The sequence below is a fragment of the Polynucleobacter parvulilacunae genome (assembly GCF_018881715.1).
Taxonomy (GTDB): Bacteria; Pseudomonadota; Gammaproteobacteria; order Burkholderiales; family Burkholderiaceae; genus Polynucleobacter; species Polynucleobacter parvulilacunae.
This window is the reverse complement of the sequence record NZ_JACVPW010000013.1, coordinates 130,038-144,772: the sequence shown is the minus strand read 5'-3', so window position 1 is coordinate 144,772 and position 14,735 is coordinate 130,038. Positions and strand designations below refer to the sequence as shown.

Genomic DNA, 14,735 nt, shown 5'->3' with positions numbered 1-14,735 from the left:
GCCATGTCTAATTCCCTCTTCGACCAAGTCGACTCTATTATTGCCAGAGACCCAGCAGCCCGGAATCGTCTCGAGGTCATTACTTGCTACCAAGGTTTGCATGCAGTTTGGCTGCATCGCATCTCACATTTTTTATGGAATATTGGACTGAAGTGGATTGCTCGCGTGCTGTCGATGTTTGCACGTTTTTTCACTGGCATAGAAATTCATCCCGGCGCAAAGATTGGTCGTCGAGTATTTTTGGATCACGGGCTTGGCATTGTGATCGGCGAGACTACAGAAATTGGTGATGATTGCACCATCTATCAAGGCGTTACTTTAGGCGGTACATCACTTTACAAAGGCATGAAGCGTCATCCTACGCTTGGCAAAGGCGTTGTGATCAGCGCAGGTGCAAAAGTGCTTGGTGGATTTACCGTGGGCGACGGTGCTCGCGTTGGCTCGAATGCAGTGGTGCTCAAAGAAATTCCTGCTGGCGCTACTGCAGTGGGTATACCTGCGCGAATCTTGCATCCAGACTTACCACAAAGCCCAGATAGCAAAACAAAAGATTACTTTTCTGCATACGGCGTTACACCGAATGTAGATGATCCCGTATCGATGGCACTGAAGGGATTGATTGATGCCACTATCGAGCAAGAAGCCAAAATTGCAGCTCTAGAGAAGGCGCTTGCCAAGCTAAGCAATACACCCGCTGGGGCTGACGCAGATGGCTCAAGCGATACCAAGCGCGATCTGGATGCCATTAAAGAATGGCTTAGGGAATAAAGTGAATACAAAAGTGCATAGTGAATAGCTAGGCACCCAAAGAAAAAGGAATAGCAAGCTATTCCTTTTTTTCCAGTAGCGATATGAATCAATGCAAGGTACGCGGGCCTGTGCTGCCACCACCTAATGCACCACCCGGAAATTCTTCATCGTCATTATCATCGCCGTCATCATTCGGCATCCCAAATGAAAAACTCTCACCACCTTCAGGGTGACGGTTTTCAATTTCGTCATCTGTAGCAGCGCGTACGTCTTCTACCTGAACCCAAAAACGCAGGGCCATACCTGCCAAAGGATGATTACCATCCAATACCACTTGATTGTCTGCAACATCAGTTACGGTGTAGATCAAAGGCTCGTCATCCGCATCATCCGCGCTGGTATCTTCTTCAGCATCAGGAACCCCTTCAAACTGCATACCCACTTCGAGTGGCTCAGGAAAACGGGTGCGCGGCTCAATCTTCAAAAGCTCTGGGTCATACTCACCAAAAGCTTCATTTGGCTCGAGCTGAATCGTGGCTTCATAGCCAATATCCTGACCATCCAACAGCGTCTCAATTTTTGGAAAAGTGCCTTCATAGCCGCCGTGCAGGTATACCATCGGAGAATCTGGTTCTTCGATGACATTATTTTGCGCATCGGTTAACTTATAACGAAGGGATACGATGGTATTTTTTTCAATCTTCATGCGGAATTTGTCGAACATTCGTTTCTAATCAGTTTCTAAAAAGCTTTTAACTTTCACTTTATGACCTCATTTTACTTGAGCAAACCCTACGATCCGCCCCAAGCCCCCGCAAAACTCCCCTTGAGTAAGCCCTGGGCCCTATTTGGTGGGATTAGCCCCGAGCAGTTCATGATGCGCTATTGGCATAAAAAGCCCCTCTTGGTACGTGGGGCGATACCGGCATTCGACCTCTCGGCTCACCATGGAGAATCGCTCGATAGCCCAATTCCATCAAATGAGTTAATTCAATTTGCCCTGCATGACGAGGTCGAATCGCGCCTAGTGAAATCTATGCCCTGGAGTTTTGACCAGGGGCCATTCTCCAAAAAAGCAATTCCCTCGATTGATAAACCCAATTGGACTTTGCTTTTACAGGGCATGGAAGCGCATCACCCTGCTGCTGCAAAAATCCTCTCATGGTTTCGCTTTATTCCAGATGCCCGCTTAGACGATTTAATGATCAGCATTGCCGGAGTTGGTGGTGGCGTTGGCCCCCACTTCGACTCATATGATGTATTTTTAATTCAAATGTCAGGCAGGAGGCAGTGGCGCATTTCAGAGCAAAAGGATTTGAGTCTCAATCCAAAGCTCCCGTTAAAAATTCTGCAGAACTTTAAGGTCGAGCAAGAATGGGTTCTAGAGCCTGGTGACATGTTGTACTTACCACCTCATGTGGCTCATGATGGCATTGCCCTTGATCCGGGCTGCCAGACTTGGTCTGTAGGTTTTCGCTCACCCAGCTTTAAGGAATTGCTACAAGAAGGTTTGTGGCGGCTTGCCGAATCCCTAGAGGATATCCCTGCATTGGAGAATAAATTTGCGGATCCAAAACAAGCGGCAACCCGACTTCCCGAACAGCTCCCGGAAGAGCTCATTCAACAACTTAGCTCAAAGCTCAAGGAATTAAAGTTAGATCAAATCGATAGTTTTTTGCCAGGCATTACCGCCTACTTATCGGAGCCTAAACAAGCGGCTCTATTTGATGCCCCTCAAAACCCTCTTAAGCCTCAGGAATTCCACAGAACGCTAGCCTCCAGCCAGCTGCAGCCACACCCACAAACGCGCATTTTGAGCCTAGGAAAGCAGGTTTATTGCAATGGGGATGATGTGAGCAAGGAGCAACTGCCCGCTATTCTTAAGGCCTGGCAAACCCTCTCGGCCAAAAAGGGCCTCCAAACCACCAAACTACAAAACCTTGATAAATCTAGCCTTTATGAAGCCTATTTAGCTGGATGGCTTGTTTTTGGACGCTGAATTTCGACATGGATATAATAAATGCTGGAAACTACTTAGGGATAATCCCTCGGTGAATCCAGAAAACAATTACCGGTAATTGTTGTTAATTTTTTAAAGGAATTTACAAATGAAGAAGTCACTCGTTTTCGCTGCTATGTTAGCAATCGCCTTGGCCGCTTGCGGTAAAAAAGAAGAAGCAAAGCCTGTTGAAGCTCCTGCTGCTGCTCCAGCTGCTCCAGCTGCTGAAGCTCCTGCTGCTGCTCCAGCTGCTCCTGCTGCTGACGCTAAGAAGTAATCTTCTTCATGAAGAAAAAAAGCCGCTGAAAAGCGGCTTTTTTATTGGCTGTTAAAAATTGAATACGATGAATTACTTTGTCAGCTGATCCGTTAGCAGGGTCAATAACTGGAAACCAGCCGGCGTATTTTCTGGTTTACCTTCCGCACTCTGCACATAAACGTTTGCAGAATTATCTCCAGTACTCTTCACTACCACCTGATATTTCTTAGCCTTCATACCAGACTCATCTTTACTGCTAAAGAGATTGGAGAAGAATCCTTTGGTATCACCCAAGTCTTTTGGGTTAACGTAGCGAACATAATAAACACCAGTAGAGCGATTACGATCTTCAACAGTAAAGTTTGAGCGATCTAGCGCTAAACCAACATCACGCCATGAACGATCAAAACCAGCACTTAACTCAATGTAGCCTTGGTTATTACCCTCCTGAACAAACTTTGCCTTAGGTGTTTTAGGACCAAGCGGTGCAGCTACCATTGCTTTAGCTTGCTCCTGGGTCATACCTAAGCGCTCCATCAAGCGCGCCAAGAATGCAGCCTCTAATTCTGGATCGTTTGGACGGCCAGTCCAAATAGTGGAAATACATGCACCGGTAGTATCGCTAACGCATTTTTCGATTGCGCCGCGTTGAGTAATATAAATCTCAGTCTCGCCAGGCTTAGAAACCTCTAAACGGGTCTTATATTTATCGCGCTCACCAGTATCGTAAATTGAATCAATGGCTCCGCCAATCGTGGAACGAATCCAATCCTGAGCAATCCTTGCACGATTTTCCGCCCAATCGGTTTCCATGATGCCGGTGGATGGAGAGTCAACAACCAACAAGAAACCATTCTCTTGCCAAAAATCTTTCACTTGCGGATAGAGTTCTGGGGCTGGCTTTTCAACTACCAACCAGCGACGTTCGCCATCTTTGGCGATACGCATACCCGGAATACCTGTCATTACATTACTGCGCATCTGAGATGACTTTTTTACAGCAGTATTGTATTCAGACATCGTGGCGGTGCCGTCCTGCACGATGTAGCGGCGATCAGCCTGAGCCGTGATGAGATCTGGAGGGTAGGACAAATTAGGACCACGAACAGCGCCGGAGCTCTTGTAGTCAACAGTATCGCTACTAGTAACAGACTTACAAGCAGTCAATGCTGCAGAAGCAATAAAAATAAAAGCCAAGATCGATAGGAATCGACGAAATATTTGGAACAAATTCATCATAATAAATTGGCCTGTTTTAACGCCGCCTTCAAAGGCTCGCGCAATGAATTACTTAAAGGTGTTAATGGCAAACGAATGCCTGCGGTAATCTTACCCATCTCATGAAGAGCCCATTTAACTGGAATTGGATTAGCCTCTGTAAACATGGCTTTATGAACTGCAATTAATTGATACTGAATTTCACGGGTTCGCTTAACATCATCAGACATCGCAGCTACGCAAAGCTCATGCATCAAACGCGGAGCAATATTGGCGGTTACTGAAATATTCCCTTTGCCACCCATCAACATCAACATGGCAGCAGTGAGATCGTCACCAGAAAATACGGAAAAATCTTCATGACCAGCACGCTTCAGGTCATTGATCAATAAGGTGCCACGCTCTAGGCTGCCGGTTGCTTCTTTAATTCCGATAATGCCGGGCACACCTGCCAAACGAACTACGGTATCACCAGCTAAATCGGCAACCGTCCTACCTGGAACGTTATACAAAATTACCGGAAGGTCTACGGACTCGGCAATCTTTTTAAAATGCGCAAACATGCCTTCTTGTGTAGGCTTGTTGTAATACGGCACCACTTGCAAGCTGGCATCTGCACCAACCTGTTTTGCAAATTTAGTTAACTCAATCGCTTCGATTGTTGAGTTGCCACCAGTACCAGCAATCACCGGGATGCGTCCAGCGATCTGCTCAACTGTCACACGAATTAGTTCGCAATGCTCTTCAACGGAAACCGTTGGGGACTCGCCGCTAGTCCCGACAATCACAATCCCATCAGTGCCTTCTGCTACATGCCAATCCAATAAAGAACGCAAGCTAGCGAAATCCAAACTCCCATCCTCGAACATCGGAGTAACAATAGCCGGCATGCTGCCAGCGATGGTCTTTTTACTGCCTTTGGAATGAGCTGAATTTGTCACCGAATATGCACCGAATTTTTGCTGTCTTAACCCTGAAATTGTAACGGAATGCGCTGTTTTAGCTCACCTTTTACAGCGCACAGGCGCTGAACCATAGCTGGTTTGGGCTGATCCACATAAATATCCTCATAAGCCAGCACTTTAAGCCCATGGCGAGCGGCAAAAGCGAGTAATTCCCCTGGATTTAGAAGGAAATTAGGGTTGGATGGCTTACCAAAATCACCATTCCCTATAGTGAAAGTTTCATAGATCAAAATACCGCCCATTTGTAGCATTTTGGGCAATTGATCGAGGTGCGGACGATAGAGGTAGTTGGTGACTACGATTGCACAAAAATTGGCATCCTTGAGGGGCCAATCAGCCCCCTCAAGATCAAGTCGCTTAGGGGTGACCAAAGGATGGTGATTAGACTCTATCGCTGAGATATCTTGATCGACCGCCAAGACTTCATGACCCAGGCCGGCAATGTGCTCGGAATGGCGTCCAGATCCACAAGCCAAATCAAGAACCGACCCACCCTTAGGAATGAGCGGAGCAAAACGCCTCACCCATGGAGAGGCATTCAGGATGACATCGTGCGCATCTGGCAAGATCAAACCTTAATCGTAAGCAAGGCCCATTGCCTCACGAACCTCGCGCATTGTTTCTTGAGCAACCTTACGTGCCTTGTCGCAACCATCTGCAATGATGGAGCGCAATAGACTTGGATCATCCAGATATTTCTGAGCACGCTCAAACATCGGTTGCTGCTCAGCCAAAATAGCATCAATCACTGGCTGCTTGCATTCGAGACAACCAATGCCAGCAGATTTACAACCCTTATCCACCCACTGCTTGGTCTCGTCATTGGAGTAAACAGTATGCAATTGCCATACTGGGCAACGCGCTGGATCACCCGCATCCGTTCTACGAACACGTGCAGGATCGGTAGGCATCGTGCGGATCTTTTTGATTACGTCTTCTGGGTTTTCGCGAATGCTAATCGTATTACCATAAGACTTGGACATCTTCTGCCCATCAATACCTGGCATACGTGATGCTGTTGTAAGCAATGCCTGTGGTTCAGGCAAGATAATTTTGCGTGCACCTTCCAAGAAACCAAAGAGTCTTTCGCGATCAGCCATTGATAGACTTTGCGCTTCTTGCAGCAAAGCCTTGGCTTGCTCTAAAGCCTCGTCATCACCACGCTCCTGAAAAGCAACGCGTAATTCAGCATACATCTTGGCACGCTTGCTGCCGAGCTTTTTAACTGCCTCTAAAGCCTTTTCCTCAAAGCCTGGCTCACGACCATACAAATAGTTAAAGCGACGCGCTACCTCACGGGTCATTTCTACGTGAGGAACCTGGTCTTCACCAACGGGTACAAACTGCGCACGATAAATCAAAATATCTGCAGCTTGTAATAATGGATAACCTAAGAAGCCGTATGTTTGGAGATCCTTTTCCTTGAGCTTCTCAATTTGATCTTTATAGGTAGGCACCCGCTCAAGCCAGCCCAATGGGGTTCCCATGGAGAGCAGTAGGAATAGCTCAGCGTGCTCAGGCACCTTGCTTTGAATAAACAAGGTAGCTTGATTTGGATCTACGCCTGTAGCTAACCAATCAATCACCATATCCCAAACAGATTGCTCAATCACATCGGGTGTTTCGTAATGGGTTGTAAGAGCATGCCAATCTGCTACAAAAAAGAAGCACGGGTATTCGGATTGCAAGCGCACCCAATTTTTTAGTACACCGTGGTAATGGCCTAGGTGCAAACTACCAGTTGGTCGCATGCCTGAGAGAACGCGTTCAGCAAACATCTGTTTTCTTTTTCTTAGTGGTTAATTGGTAAAGAGCTTAAATTCTTAATGGAAGACAGACCATACTGGCGTAAGATGGTCTGGTAAGTGTGGGAGCTTACCCAAATCAATATGACTCTCATTCGGATCATGAAAGTCTGAGCCGCGAGAAGCTAAAAATCCGTACTGCTGGGCAATCTTTGCAAAAGTTTTATATTGATCCGGACTATGGCTGCCGGTAATGACCTCAATTGCAAGACCACCAAGATCTTTAAAGTGCTTATAGAGTTCATCCATTTGCATGGCATTGAGCCTGCTGTAACGGCCGGGATGCGCAATCACCGCCACGCCACCCGCTGCTTTAATCCATTGAACAGCATTATCTAGGCTGGCCCACTGATGAGGCACATATCCTGGCTTACCTTCAATTAAATAATTTTTAAAGACATGCTCGGTATTGCGGCATACACCCTGCTCCACCAAAAAGCGCGCGAAGTGTGTTCTAGAAATCAAATCATGATTACCGGCGAAGTGAAGTGCGCCTTCATAAGCACCTTCAATACCCGCCTTAGATAATTGCTCAGCCATCAGCTGTGCACGATTGCCGCGACCTTCTCGAGTAGAACGCAAGCCTTCAATAATTCCAGCATGCTCAGCATCAATCCCAAGTCCAACGATATGAATAGTTTCACCCATCCAAGTAACCGAGATCTCTACACCAGCAAGGTAATCGATCTTTAATGCGCTAGCCGCTTCCTTAGCGCGCTTCTGACCACCCAATTCATCATGATCAGTCAGTGCCCACAAATGTACACCATTAGATTTAGCACGTTCCGCTAATTCTTCAGGCGTCAAAGTGCCATCAGAAATCACTGAATGGCAATGCAAGTCGGCATTTAGGGGTGAAAAGCTACTCATGACCCTATTTTAGGTCAAGCTGGTGTCAATTACCCGGCGCGGCGCATCTAGGTAGTCACGCGACTGCATCTCGATCAAACGGGACACGGTTCGCGAGAATTCGGCGGTAATTTGGCCCTCGGTATACAAATCCGGGGCTGGAACCTCAGCGGAGATGATGAGTTTGATTTTATGGTCGTACAGGACGTCAATTAACCATATAAAGCGACGAGCCTCATTGGTCATTCTGGGTGGCATATAAGGCACCCCAGACAGAATCACCGTATGAAACTGGTTGGCAATCTCCAGGTAATCGTTTTGCGAGCGTGGGCCACAGCACAGTGTTTTAAAGTCAAACCACACCACTCCATCAGCCATATGCAAGGGACGTAATTCTCGCGACTCAATATTAAGGACGGGATTGCGTGCTTCTTTTTGATTACCAATCAAGGTCTGGAACATCTGCCCAAGCGTAGCTTGAGTTTCCGCATTGACTGGAGTGAGATACGCTTCAACTTGTGCCATTTGTACACGGCGGTAATCATTGCCCGCATCCACATTCAGTACGTCTAACTTTTCTTCTAGCAACTTAATCGCTGGTATCAATCTATCGCGGTGCAGACCATTGGGATAAAGCTGGTCTGGACGATAGTTTGAAGTCATAACAAATTGCACTCGATCAGCAAAGAGTGCATCAAGCAAACGATACAAAATCATCGCATCGGCAATGTCATTGATGTGAAACTCGTCAAAGCAAATCAGGCGATAGCGATTAGAGATGCGCTTTGCTAACTCATCAAGCGGATCAGATAGACCTGATAGCTCATGCAATTCGCGATGCACTTCCCGCATAAACTCATGAAAATGAATGCGGATCTTTTTCTCTAGCGGTGAAGCTGCATAAAAGCAGTCCATCAAGAAAGATTTGCCACGACCCACACCGCCCCACAGGTACAAACCACGGGGAAGTGTTGGTTTAAATATTTTCTTCTTTAGGGTATTGCTGCGGATTTCTTTGTAAGCAATCCATTGATCTTCACATTCCTGCAGACGCTCAACAGCACGAAGCTGCGCGGGATCGCTTTGATACCCGCGCGCCTTTAACTCTTGTTGGTAAAACTCAATGGTTTTCAATTACATATTTAATGCACGTGAATCTGTCGCCAATGCTGCTTCACGCATCACTTCGGACAAACTTGGATGTGCATGACAGATACGAGCAATATCTTCTGCTGCTGCTTTGAATTCCATTGCAACCGCTGCTTCAGCAATTAAATCAGAAGCATTGGCACCAATAATATGAACACCAAGAATCTCATCAGTCTTAGCATCAGCCAATACTTTGATGAAACCATCAGCACGACCCATACCTAAGGCACGGCCGTTAGCGGCAAATGGGAACTGACCTGCTTTGTAAGCAACGCCAGCTTCTTTGAGCGCTTGTTCAGTTTTACCAACCCATGCAATCTCAGGATCAGTGTAGATAACCCAAGGAATGCAGTTGTAATCGATATGTGGTTTTTGGCCGGCAATCACTTCAGCAACCAAGACACCTTCGTCTTCTGCTTTATGTGCCAACATTGGTCCACGCACTACGTCACCAACAGCGTAAACGCCAGGTGCTGCAGTTGCGCAAGTGTGATCATCAATAGGAATGAAGCCACGCTCATCCACCTTGAGGCCAATCTTGTCTAAACCTAATTTATCGGTGTTTGGTACGCGACCAACAGAAACAATTAAGCGATCACATTCCAACTTAGCAGCTTTACCAGCGCTGTCGGTGTAATTAACCACTACACCCTTCTTGTCAGCTTTCACATCGCCAATTTTGACGCCAGTGTTAATGCTCAAGCCTTGCTTAGCAAACAACTTTTGCGCTTCTTTAGCGATACTGATATCACAAGCGCCTAAGAATGAAGGCATTGCTTCGAGTACAGTCACTTCGGCACCGAGACGACGCCATACAGAACCCAACTCCAAGCCAATGACGCCTGCACCGATTACGCCTAATTTCTTAGGCGCAGAATCAAACTTCAAGGCACCTTCGTTATCGCAGATCAATACGTTGTCTACAGTGATACCTGGAAGATGACGTGCCTTAGAACCAGTTGCAATGATTACATTCTTGCCTATAACTGTAGTTTTATCTTTGCCATCAATTTTGATTTGATAACCATCAGCGCCCTTGCCTTCAAATGAAGCATGGCCTTTTAACAAAGTGATTTTGTTCTTACGGAACAAGTACTGAATACCACCGGTCATTTTGGTAACGATGTCATCTTTACGAGCGATCATCTTCTTAGAGTCGATGCTAACTGCACCTACTTTAATTCCGTGATCAGCAGCGTGATGATTAATCTTCTCAAATTCTTCAGAAGAAGCCAACAAGGCCTTAGAAGGAATACAACCAACGTTCAAGCAAGTGCCGCCTAAACGTGGCTCACCCTTTGGGTCATCATAGGATTGCGATTCAGCACAGGCAACTTTGAAACCGAGTTGCGCTGCACGAATTGCGGCGATATAGCCACCGGGGCCACCACCAATAACTACTACGTCAAAAACTTGGCTCATGATCTTCCCTTCTTACAAATCAAGGAGAAGACGTGAAGGATCTTCCAACGCATCCTTCATTGCAACTAAACCAAGCACAGCCTCACGGCCGTCAATGATGCGGTGATCGTACGACAAAGCGAGGTAGTTAATTGGGCGAACAACTACTTGACCGTTTTCAACTACAGCACGGTCTTTAGTAGCGTGGATACCCAAGATCGCAGATTGCGGTGGGTTAATGATCGGAGTAGAGAGCATGGAGCCGAATACGCCACCGTTAGAGATGGAGAATGTACCGCCAGTCAACTCTTCAATAGACAACTTGCCTTCACGAGCCTTAGTACCAAACTCAGCAATCTTCTTCTCGATGTCAGCCAAATTCATTTGGTCAACGTCACGCAGAATTGGAACTACCAAGCCACGTGGTGAGCTCACAGCGATACCGATATCAAAGTAACCGTGGTAAACGATGTCATTGCCATCAACAGAAGCGTTCAAGAGTGGGAATTTCTTCAAAGCGTGTGTAGCTGCTTTTACGAAGAAAGACATGAAGCCCAACTTCACGCCATGAGTCTTTTCAAATTGATCTTTGTACTTGTTACGCAAAGCAATCACTGGACCCATGTTGACTTCATTAAATGTAGTCAAAATAGCGTTGTTTGCTTGAGACTCGAGCAAACGCTCAGCAATACGAGCACGCAAGCGGCTCATTGGAACGCGCTCTTCCGGGCGATCGCCAGTTGGAATTGGAGCGCTTGGCAATGCAGCAGACTTAGCACCGCCAGCTGAGGCATTTAATGCATCACCTTTAGTGATACGACCATCGCGCCCAGAACCAGCAACTTGACCAGCATCGACACCCTTCTCAGCCAGAATTTTTGCTGCTGATGGAGCTGCGGCTGCGCCAGCTTTAGCAGCAGGAGCTGCAGCTTTTGCTGGGGCTGCGGCTGCAGGAGCGGCAGCTGGTGCCGGTGCGGCAGCCGCAGGAGCTGCGGCTGCAACAGCAGTGCTGTCGATCTTTGCAATCAACTGCTCAGCAATAACAGTGCCGCCGTCAGCAACAACGATTTCTGTCAAAACACCAGCGGATGGTGCCGGAACTTCGAGAACCACTTTATCTGTTTCGATTTCGATCAAGATTTCGTCTTGACCTACAGCGTCGCCAACCTTCTTTTTCCATTGCAACAAAGTTGCTTCTGCAACTGACTCGGAGAGTTGTGGAACTTTAACTTCGAAAATAGCCATGATTAATCCTGTTTATATGTATGTGTGTTTATTTAGTGATGAAAACGATTATTTCGTGATCACGTAACCTTTGAGTTTGGCAAATGCCGCATTCAGTAATGACTTCTGCTGTTCTTGGTGGAGATGGGCATAACCACAAGCTGGTGATGCTGATGCAGGACGGCCTGCATAGCCCAACTTCATGCCATCAGACATGTTTTCCAAGATGTTGTGCTGTACAAAGAACCATGCACCTTGGTTTTGTGGCTCATCCTGACACCACACCACATCTTCCAACTTTGGATATTTCTTCATTTCAGTAGTCACTGCTTTGTGCGGGAATGGATACAGCTGCTCCAAGCGAATAATGGCAACATCGCCAATCTTCTTCTCGGCACGTTGCTTAACCAAGTCGTAATAGACCTTGCCAGAACACATTACCAAACGAGTGACTTGTTTAGCGTCGATAGACTCATCACGCTCACCAATGACAGTTTGGAAACCACCTTTTGTAAATTCAGATAAAGGTGATGCAGCTTCTTTATTGCGCAGCAATGATTTTGGTGTCATCAAGATCAGCGGCTTACGGAACTGACGAATCATCTGACGACGCAATACGTGGAAGATTTGAGCTGCGGTAGTCGGCTGAATCACCTGCATATTGGTATCAGCGCATAACTGCATAAAGCGCTCAAGACGTGCAGAAGAATGCTCTGGGCCTTGACCTTCATAACCGTGCGGCAACATCATTACTAAACCATTGGCACGACCCCACTTCACCTCGCCAGAAGCGATGAACTGGTCAATAACAACCTGTGCGCCGTTAGCGAAGTCACCGAACTGGGCCTCCCAAATCGTTAAGGTATTTGGTTCTGCAGCGGCATAGCCGTATTCAAAACCAAGTACAGCTTCTTCAGAAAGAATCGAGTCAATCACCACAAACGGCGCCTGATCCTTAGTGACATGCTGAAGTGCGATGTAAGTACCGGTATCCCACTTCTCACGGTTTTGCTCATGCAATACCGCGTGACGGTGGGTAAAGGTGCCGCGTCCACTGTCTTCACCAGACAAGCGAACTGGGTACCCACTGGCAACTAAGGATGCGAAAGCCATGTGCTCACCCATACCCCAGTCAATATTTGCCTCACCACGTCCCATTGCTGCGCGGTCGTTATAAACCTTAGCAACCAATGGATGCGCTTTGAAACCCTCTGGAATAGTAGAAATCTTTTCTGCTAAACGCTTCCATTCAGTCAGTGGAATCGCTGTATCCGCTTCATCAGTCCACTTCTTATTCAAGAATGGAGACCAATCCACCGCAAACTTACCTTTGAAGTTGCTCAATACTGGATCAGATGTCTGCTTACCCTCATCCATTGCAGCGCGATACTCTTTAACCATCAGGTCACCAGTACCAGCAGGCAATGCGCCTTGCGCTTCTAATCTGTCAGCATAAACCTTACGCGTTCCAGGATGCGCAGCAATGATTTTGTACATCAAAGGCTGAGTCATTGCAGGCGTATCTTGCTCATTGTGGCCAAGCTTACGGAAGCAAATGATGTCAATCGCAACATCCTTATGAAACTTCATGCGGAATTCGAGAGCTAACTTTGTAGCTAAAACTACCGCTTCAGGATCATCGCCGTTCACGTGCAATACAGGAGCATCCACAATCTTCATGATGTCCGTGCAATACAAGCTAGAACGCAAGTCACGTGGATCAGAAGTTGTGAAACCAATTTGGTTGTTAATCACGATGTGGACTGTACCGCCGGTGGAATAACCACGGACCTCAGACATCGCCAAAGTCTCTTGCATTACGCCCTGACCTGCAATCGCAGCATCGCCATGAACCAAAACTGGCATTACTTGCTCGCCCAACATGTCGCCGCGACGCTCCATACGAGCTCGTGCAGAACCTTCAACTACTGGGTTTACGATTTCTAGATGGGATGGGTTAAATGCCAATGACAAGTGAACTGGACCGCCAGGTGTAGAAATATCGCTTGAGAAACCTTGGTGATACTTCACGTCACCCGCAGGCAATGTTTCTGGGCCTTTGTGCTCAAACTCAGCAAACAAGTCTTTAGGCATTTTGCCCAAGGTGTTTACCAATACGTTGAGACGACCACGGTGGGCCATACCAATAACGATCTCTTGAACGCCTTTATTACCTGCATCACGAATCAACTCGTCCATACAAGCAATAAAGCTCTCGCCACCCTCTAAGGAAAAGCGCTTTTGACCTACATACTTAGCCTGGAGGTAACGCTCTAGACCTTCAGCAGCGGTAATACGGTCCAAAATCTGACGCTTCTCGTCCACATTAAATTGCGGAGTTGAGCGAATGGACTCCAACTTCTCTTGCCACCACTTCTTAATCTTTTGATCGGCAATAAACATAAACTCGACACCAATCGTGCCGCAATATGTTTCGCGCAATGCTTGCAGCAAGTCGCGCAAGGACATTTCATTCTTACCGAAGAATGTATTACTTGTATTGAAGACGATATCCATATCGCCATCAGTGAAACCATAGAAAGCGGGATCTAACTCAGGAATGTCCTGGCGCTCTGTCCGCTTTAATGGATCTAAGTCAGCCCAGCGATTGCCAACGTTACGATACGCGGCAATTAACTGCTGAACGGCAACGCGTTTACGGCCCATTTCTGAGTCAGCCGAATCAGAAATCGTTCTGATAGGACCTTGCTTAGCGCGTTCAGCAAATGAAGCAACAATCGGTCCGTGTGCAATGTCAGTTCGAGATGAACCGTCGACTGCTGGAATCTGTTTCACGTTATCGAAATAATCTCGCCAATGATCAGCTACGGAAGCTGGATCGTGCAAGTAGGATTCGTAGAGTTCTTCTACGTATGGGGCGTTTCCGCCGAAGAGATAGGAATTATCTCTTTGATCCTGCATCATGATGCTCACCTTTCATCGGGTTTCCCGATTAAAAACTGTGGTTAAAACCATCCGCTATACGGCTATACCGCTTCACGAATTGATCTGTGCAAATACCGGTACTACGACAGTAATTTAACACGAATGACCATTGATACATAAAGGGCTTTCCCTGATTTAAGGGGTTTTGGGGGTATCTCCCTATTTAGAGC

Annotated in this window: 13 protein-coding genes; 3 read left to right on the top strand and 10 right to left on the bottom strand. The window is 46.9% G+C overall.

All coding sequences use genetic code 11. The annotated features are described in order from the left end of the window. Positions 1–3 precede the first annotated feature (3 nt). Complete coding sequence (gene cysE / locus ICN18_RS09155; protein ID WP_216190193.1) at positions 4–768, top strand: serine O-acetyltransferase; 765 nt, start codon at positions 4–6, stop codon at positions 766–768. Between the two features lie 88 nt (positions 769–856). Here the strand turns inward: cysE and ICN18_RS09150 are convergent, their stop codons facing one another. Continuing rightward, positions 857–1,456 carry an FKBP-type peptidyl-prolyl cis-trans isomerase gene (locus ICN18_RS09150; protein ID WP_216190471.1) on the bottom strand — a complete coding sequence of 200 codons (600 nt, stop codon included), beginning with the start codon at positions 1,454–1,456 and terminating at the stop codon, positions 857–859. 120 nt (positions 1,457–1,576) lie between these two features. On the opposite strand from ICN18_RS09150, the gene ICN18_RS09145 reads away from it, so the two are divergent. Further along, positions 1,577–2,749, top strand: coding sequence for a cupin domain-containing protein (locus tag ICN18_RS09145; RefSeq protein ID WP_255532183.1), 1,173 nt, complete (start codon positions 1,577–1,579; stop codon positions 2,747–2,749). A 109-nt stretch (positions 2,750–2,858) separates the two neighbouring features. After that, positions 2,859–3,026 carry a hypothetical protein gene (locus ICN18_RS09140; protein WP_216190191.1) on the top strand — a complete coding sequence of 56 codons (168 nt, stop codon included), beginning with the start codon at positions 2,859–2,861 and terminating at the stop codon, positions 3,024–3,026. A gap of 72 nt (positions 3,027–3,098) precedes the next feature. On the opposite strand, the gene bamC is transcribed toward ICN18_RS09140, so the two are convergent. The 9 genes from bamC to ICN18_RS09095 all read right to left on the bottom strand — a co-directional run bounded on the left by bamC (position 3,099) and on the right by ICN18_RS09095 (position 14,544). Further along, positions 3,099–4,247 carry an NlpB/DapX family lipoprotein gene (bamC, locus tag ICN18_RS09135; RefSeq protein WP_216190190.1) on the bottom strand — a complete coding sequence of 383 codons (1,149 nt, stop codon included), beginning with the start codon at positions 4,245–4,247 and terminating at the stop codon, positions 3,099–3,101. After that, the gene (dapA, locus tag ICN18_RS09130) at positions 4,244–5,116 is read right to left on the bottom strand and encodes a 4-hydroxy-tetrahydrodipicolinate synthase (RefSeq protein ID WP_216190469.1); all 873 of its coding nucleotides are present in this window, start codon (positions 5,114–5,116) and stop codon (positions 4,244–4,246) included. Before dapA ends, bamC begins: the two co-directional genes overlap by 4 nt. Before the next feature lie 77 nt (positions 5,117–5,193). Then, entirely contained in the window at positions 5,194–5,757 is a 564-nt protein-coding gene (locus ICN18_RS09125; protein WP_255532182.1) for a class I SAM-dependent methyltransferase, read from the bottom strand. Between the two features lie 9 nt (positions 5,758–5,766). Next, a complete protein-coding gene (locus ICN18_RS09120; RefSeq protein ID WP_216190189.1) occupies positions 5,767–6,969 on the bottom strand; it encodes a tryptophan--tRNA ligase in 1,203 nt (400 codons plus the stop codon). Between the two features lie 45 nt (positions 6,970–7,014). Further along, positions 7,015–7,866 carry a 3',5'-nucleoside bisphosphate phosphatase gene (locus ICN18_RS09115; RefSeq protein WP_216190188.1) on the bottom strand — a complete coding sequence of 284 codons (852 nt, stop codon included), beginning with the start codon at positions 7,864–7,866 and terminating at the stop codon, positions 7,015–7,017. 9 nt (positions 7,867–7,875) lie between these two features. Continuing rightward, entirely contained in the window at positions 7,876–8,979 is a 1,104-nt protein-coding gene (gene zapE, locus ICN18_RS09110) for a cell division protein ZapE (protein WP_216190187.1), read from the bottom strand. After that, positions 8,980–10,416, bottom strand: coding sequence for a dihydrolipoyl dehydrogenase (lpdA, locus tag ICN18_RS09105; protein WP_216190186.1), 1,437 nt, complete (start codon positions 10,414–10,416; stop codon positions 8,980–8,982). It lies immediately after the preceding gene. Positions 10,417–10,428: 12 nt separating this feature from the next. Further along, complete coding sequence (gene odhB, locus ICN18_RS09100) at positions 10,429–11,640, bottom strand: 2-oxoglutarate dehydrogenase complex dihydrolipoyllysine-residue succinyltransferase (RefSeq protein WP_216190185.1); 1,212 nt, start codon at positions 11,638–11,640, stop codon at positions 10,429–10,431. 48 nt (positions 11,641–11,688) lie between these two features. Beyond that, positions 11,689–14,544 (bottom strand): 2-oxoglutarate dehydrogenase E1 component, encoded by a 2,856-nt coding sequence (locus tag ICN18_RS09095; protein WP_216190184.1) that lies wholly within the window; start codon positions 14,542–14,544, stop codon positions 11,689–11,691. Between the last annotated feature and the right edge of the window lie 191 nt (positions 14,545–14,735).

What these genes read in the sequence shown, in the direction of transcription:
- cysE (WP_216190193.1), top strand. Translation starts at nt 4, where the DNA reads ATGTCTAATTCCCTCTTCGACCAAGTCGACTCTATTATTGCCAGAGAC.
- ICN18_RS09150 (WP_216190471.1), bottom strand. Translation starts at nt 1,456, where the DNA reads ATGAAGATTGAAAAAAATACCATCGTATCCCTTCGTTATAAGTTAACC.
- ICN18_RS09140 (WP_216190191.1), top strand. Translation starts at nt 2,859, where the DNA reads ATGAAGAAGTCACTCGTTTTCGCTGCTATGTTAGCAATCGCCTTGGCC.
- bamC (WP_216190190.1), bottom strand. Translation starts at nt 4,247, where the DNA reads ATGATGAATTTGTTCCAAATATTTCGTCGATTCCTATCGATCTTGGCT.
- dapA (WP_216190469.1), bottom strand. Translation starts at nt 5,116, where the DNA reads ATGCCGGCTATTGTTACTCCGATGTTCGAGGATGGGAGTTTGGATTTC.
- ICN18_RS09120 (WP_216190189.1), bottom strand. Translation starts at nt 6,969, where the DNA reads ATGTTTGCTGAACGCGTTCTCTCAGGCATGCGACCAACTGGTAGTTTG.
- ICN18_RS09115 (WP_216190188.1), bottom strand. Translation starts at nt 7,866, where the DNA reads ATGAGTAGCTTTTCACCCCTAAATGCCGACTTGCATTGCCATTCAGTG.
- lpdA (WP_216190186.1), bottom strand. Translation starts at nt 10,416, where the DNA reads ATGAGCCAAGTTTTTGACGTAGTAGTTATTGGTGGTGGCCCCGGTGGC.
- odhB (WP_216190185.1), bottom strand. Translation starts at nt 11,640, where the DNA reads ATGGCTATTTTCGAAGTTAAAGTTCCACAACTCTCCGAGTCAGTTGCA.
- ICN18_RS09095 (WP_216190184.1), bottom strand. Translation starts at nt 14,544, where the DNA reads ATGATGCAGGATCAAAGAGATAATTCCTATCTCTTCGGCGGAAACGCC.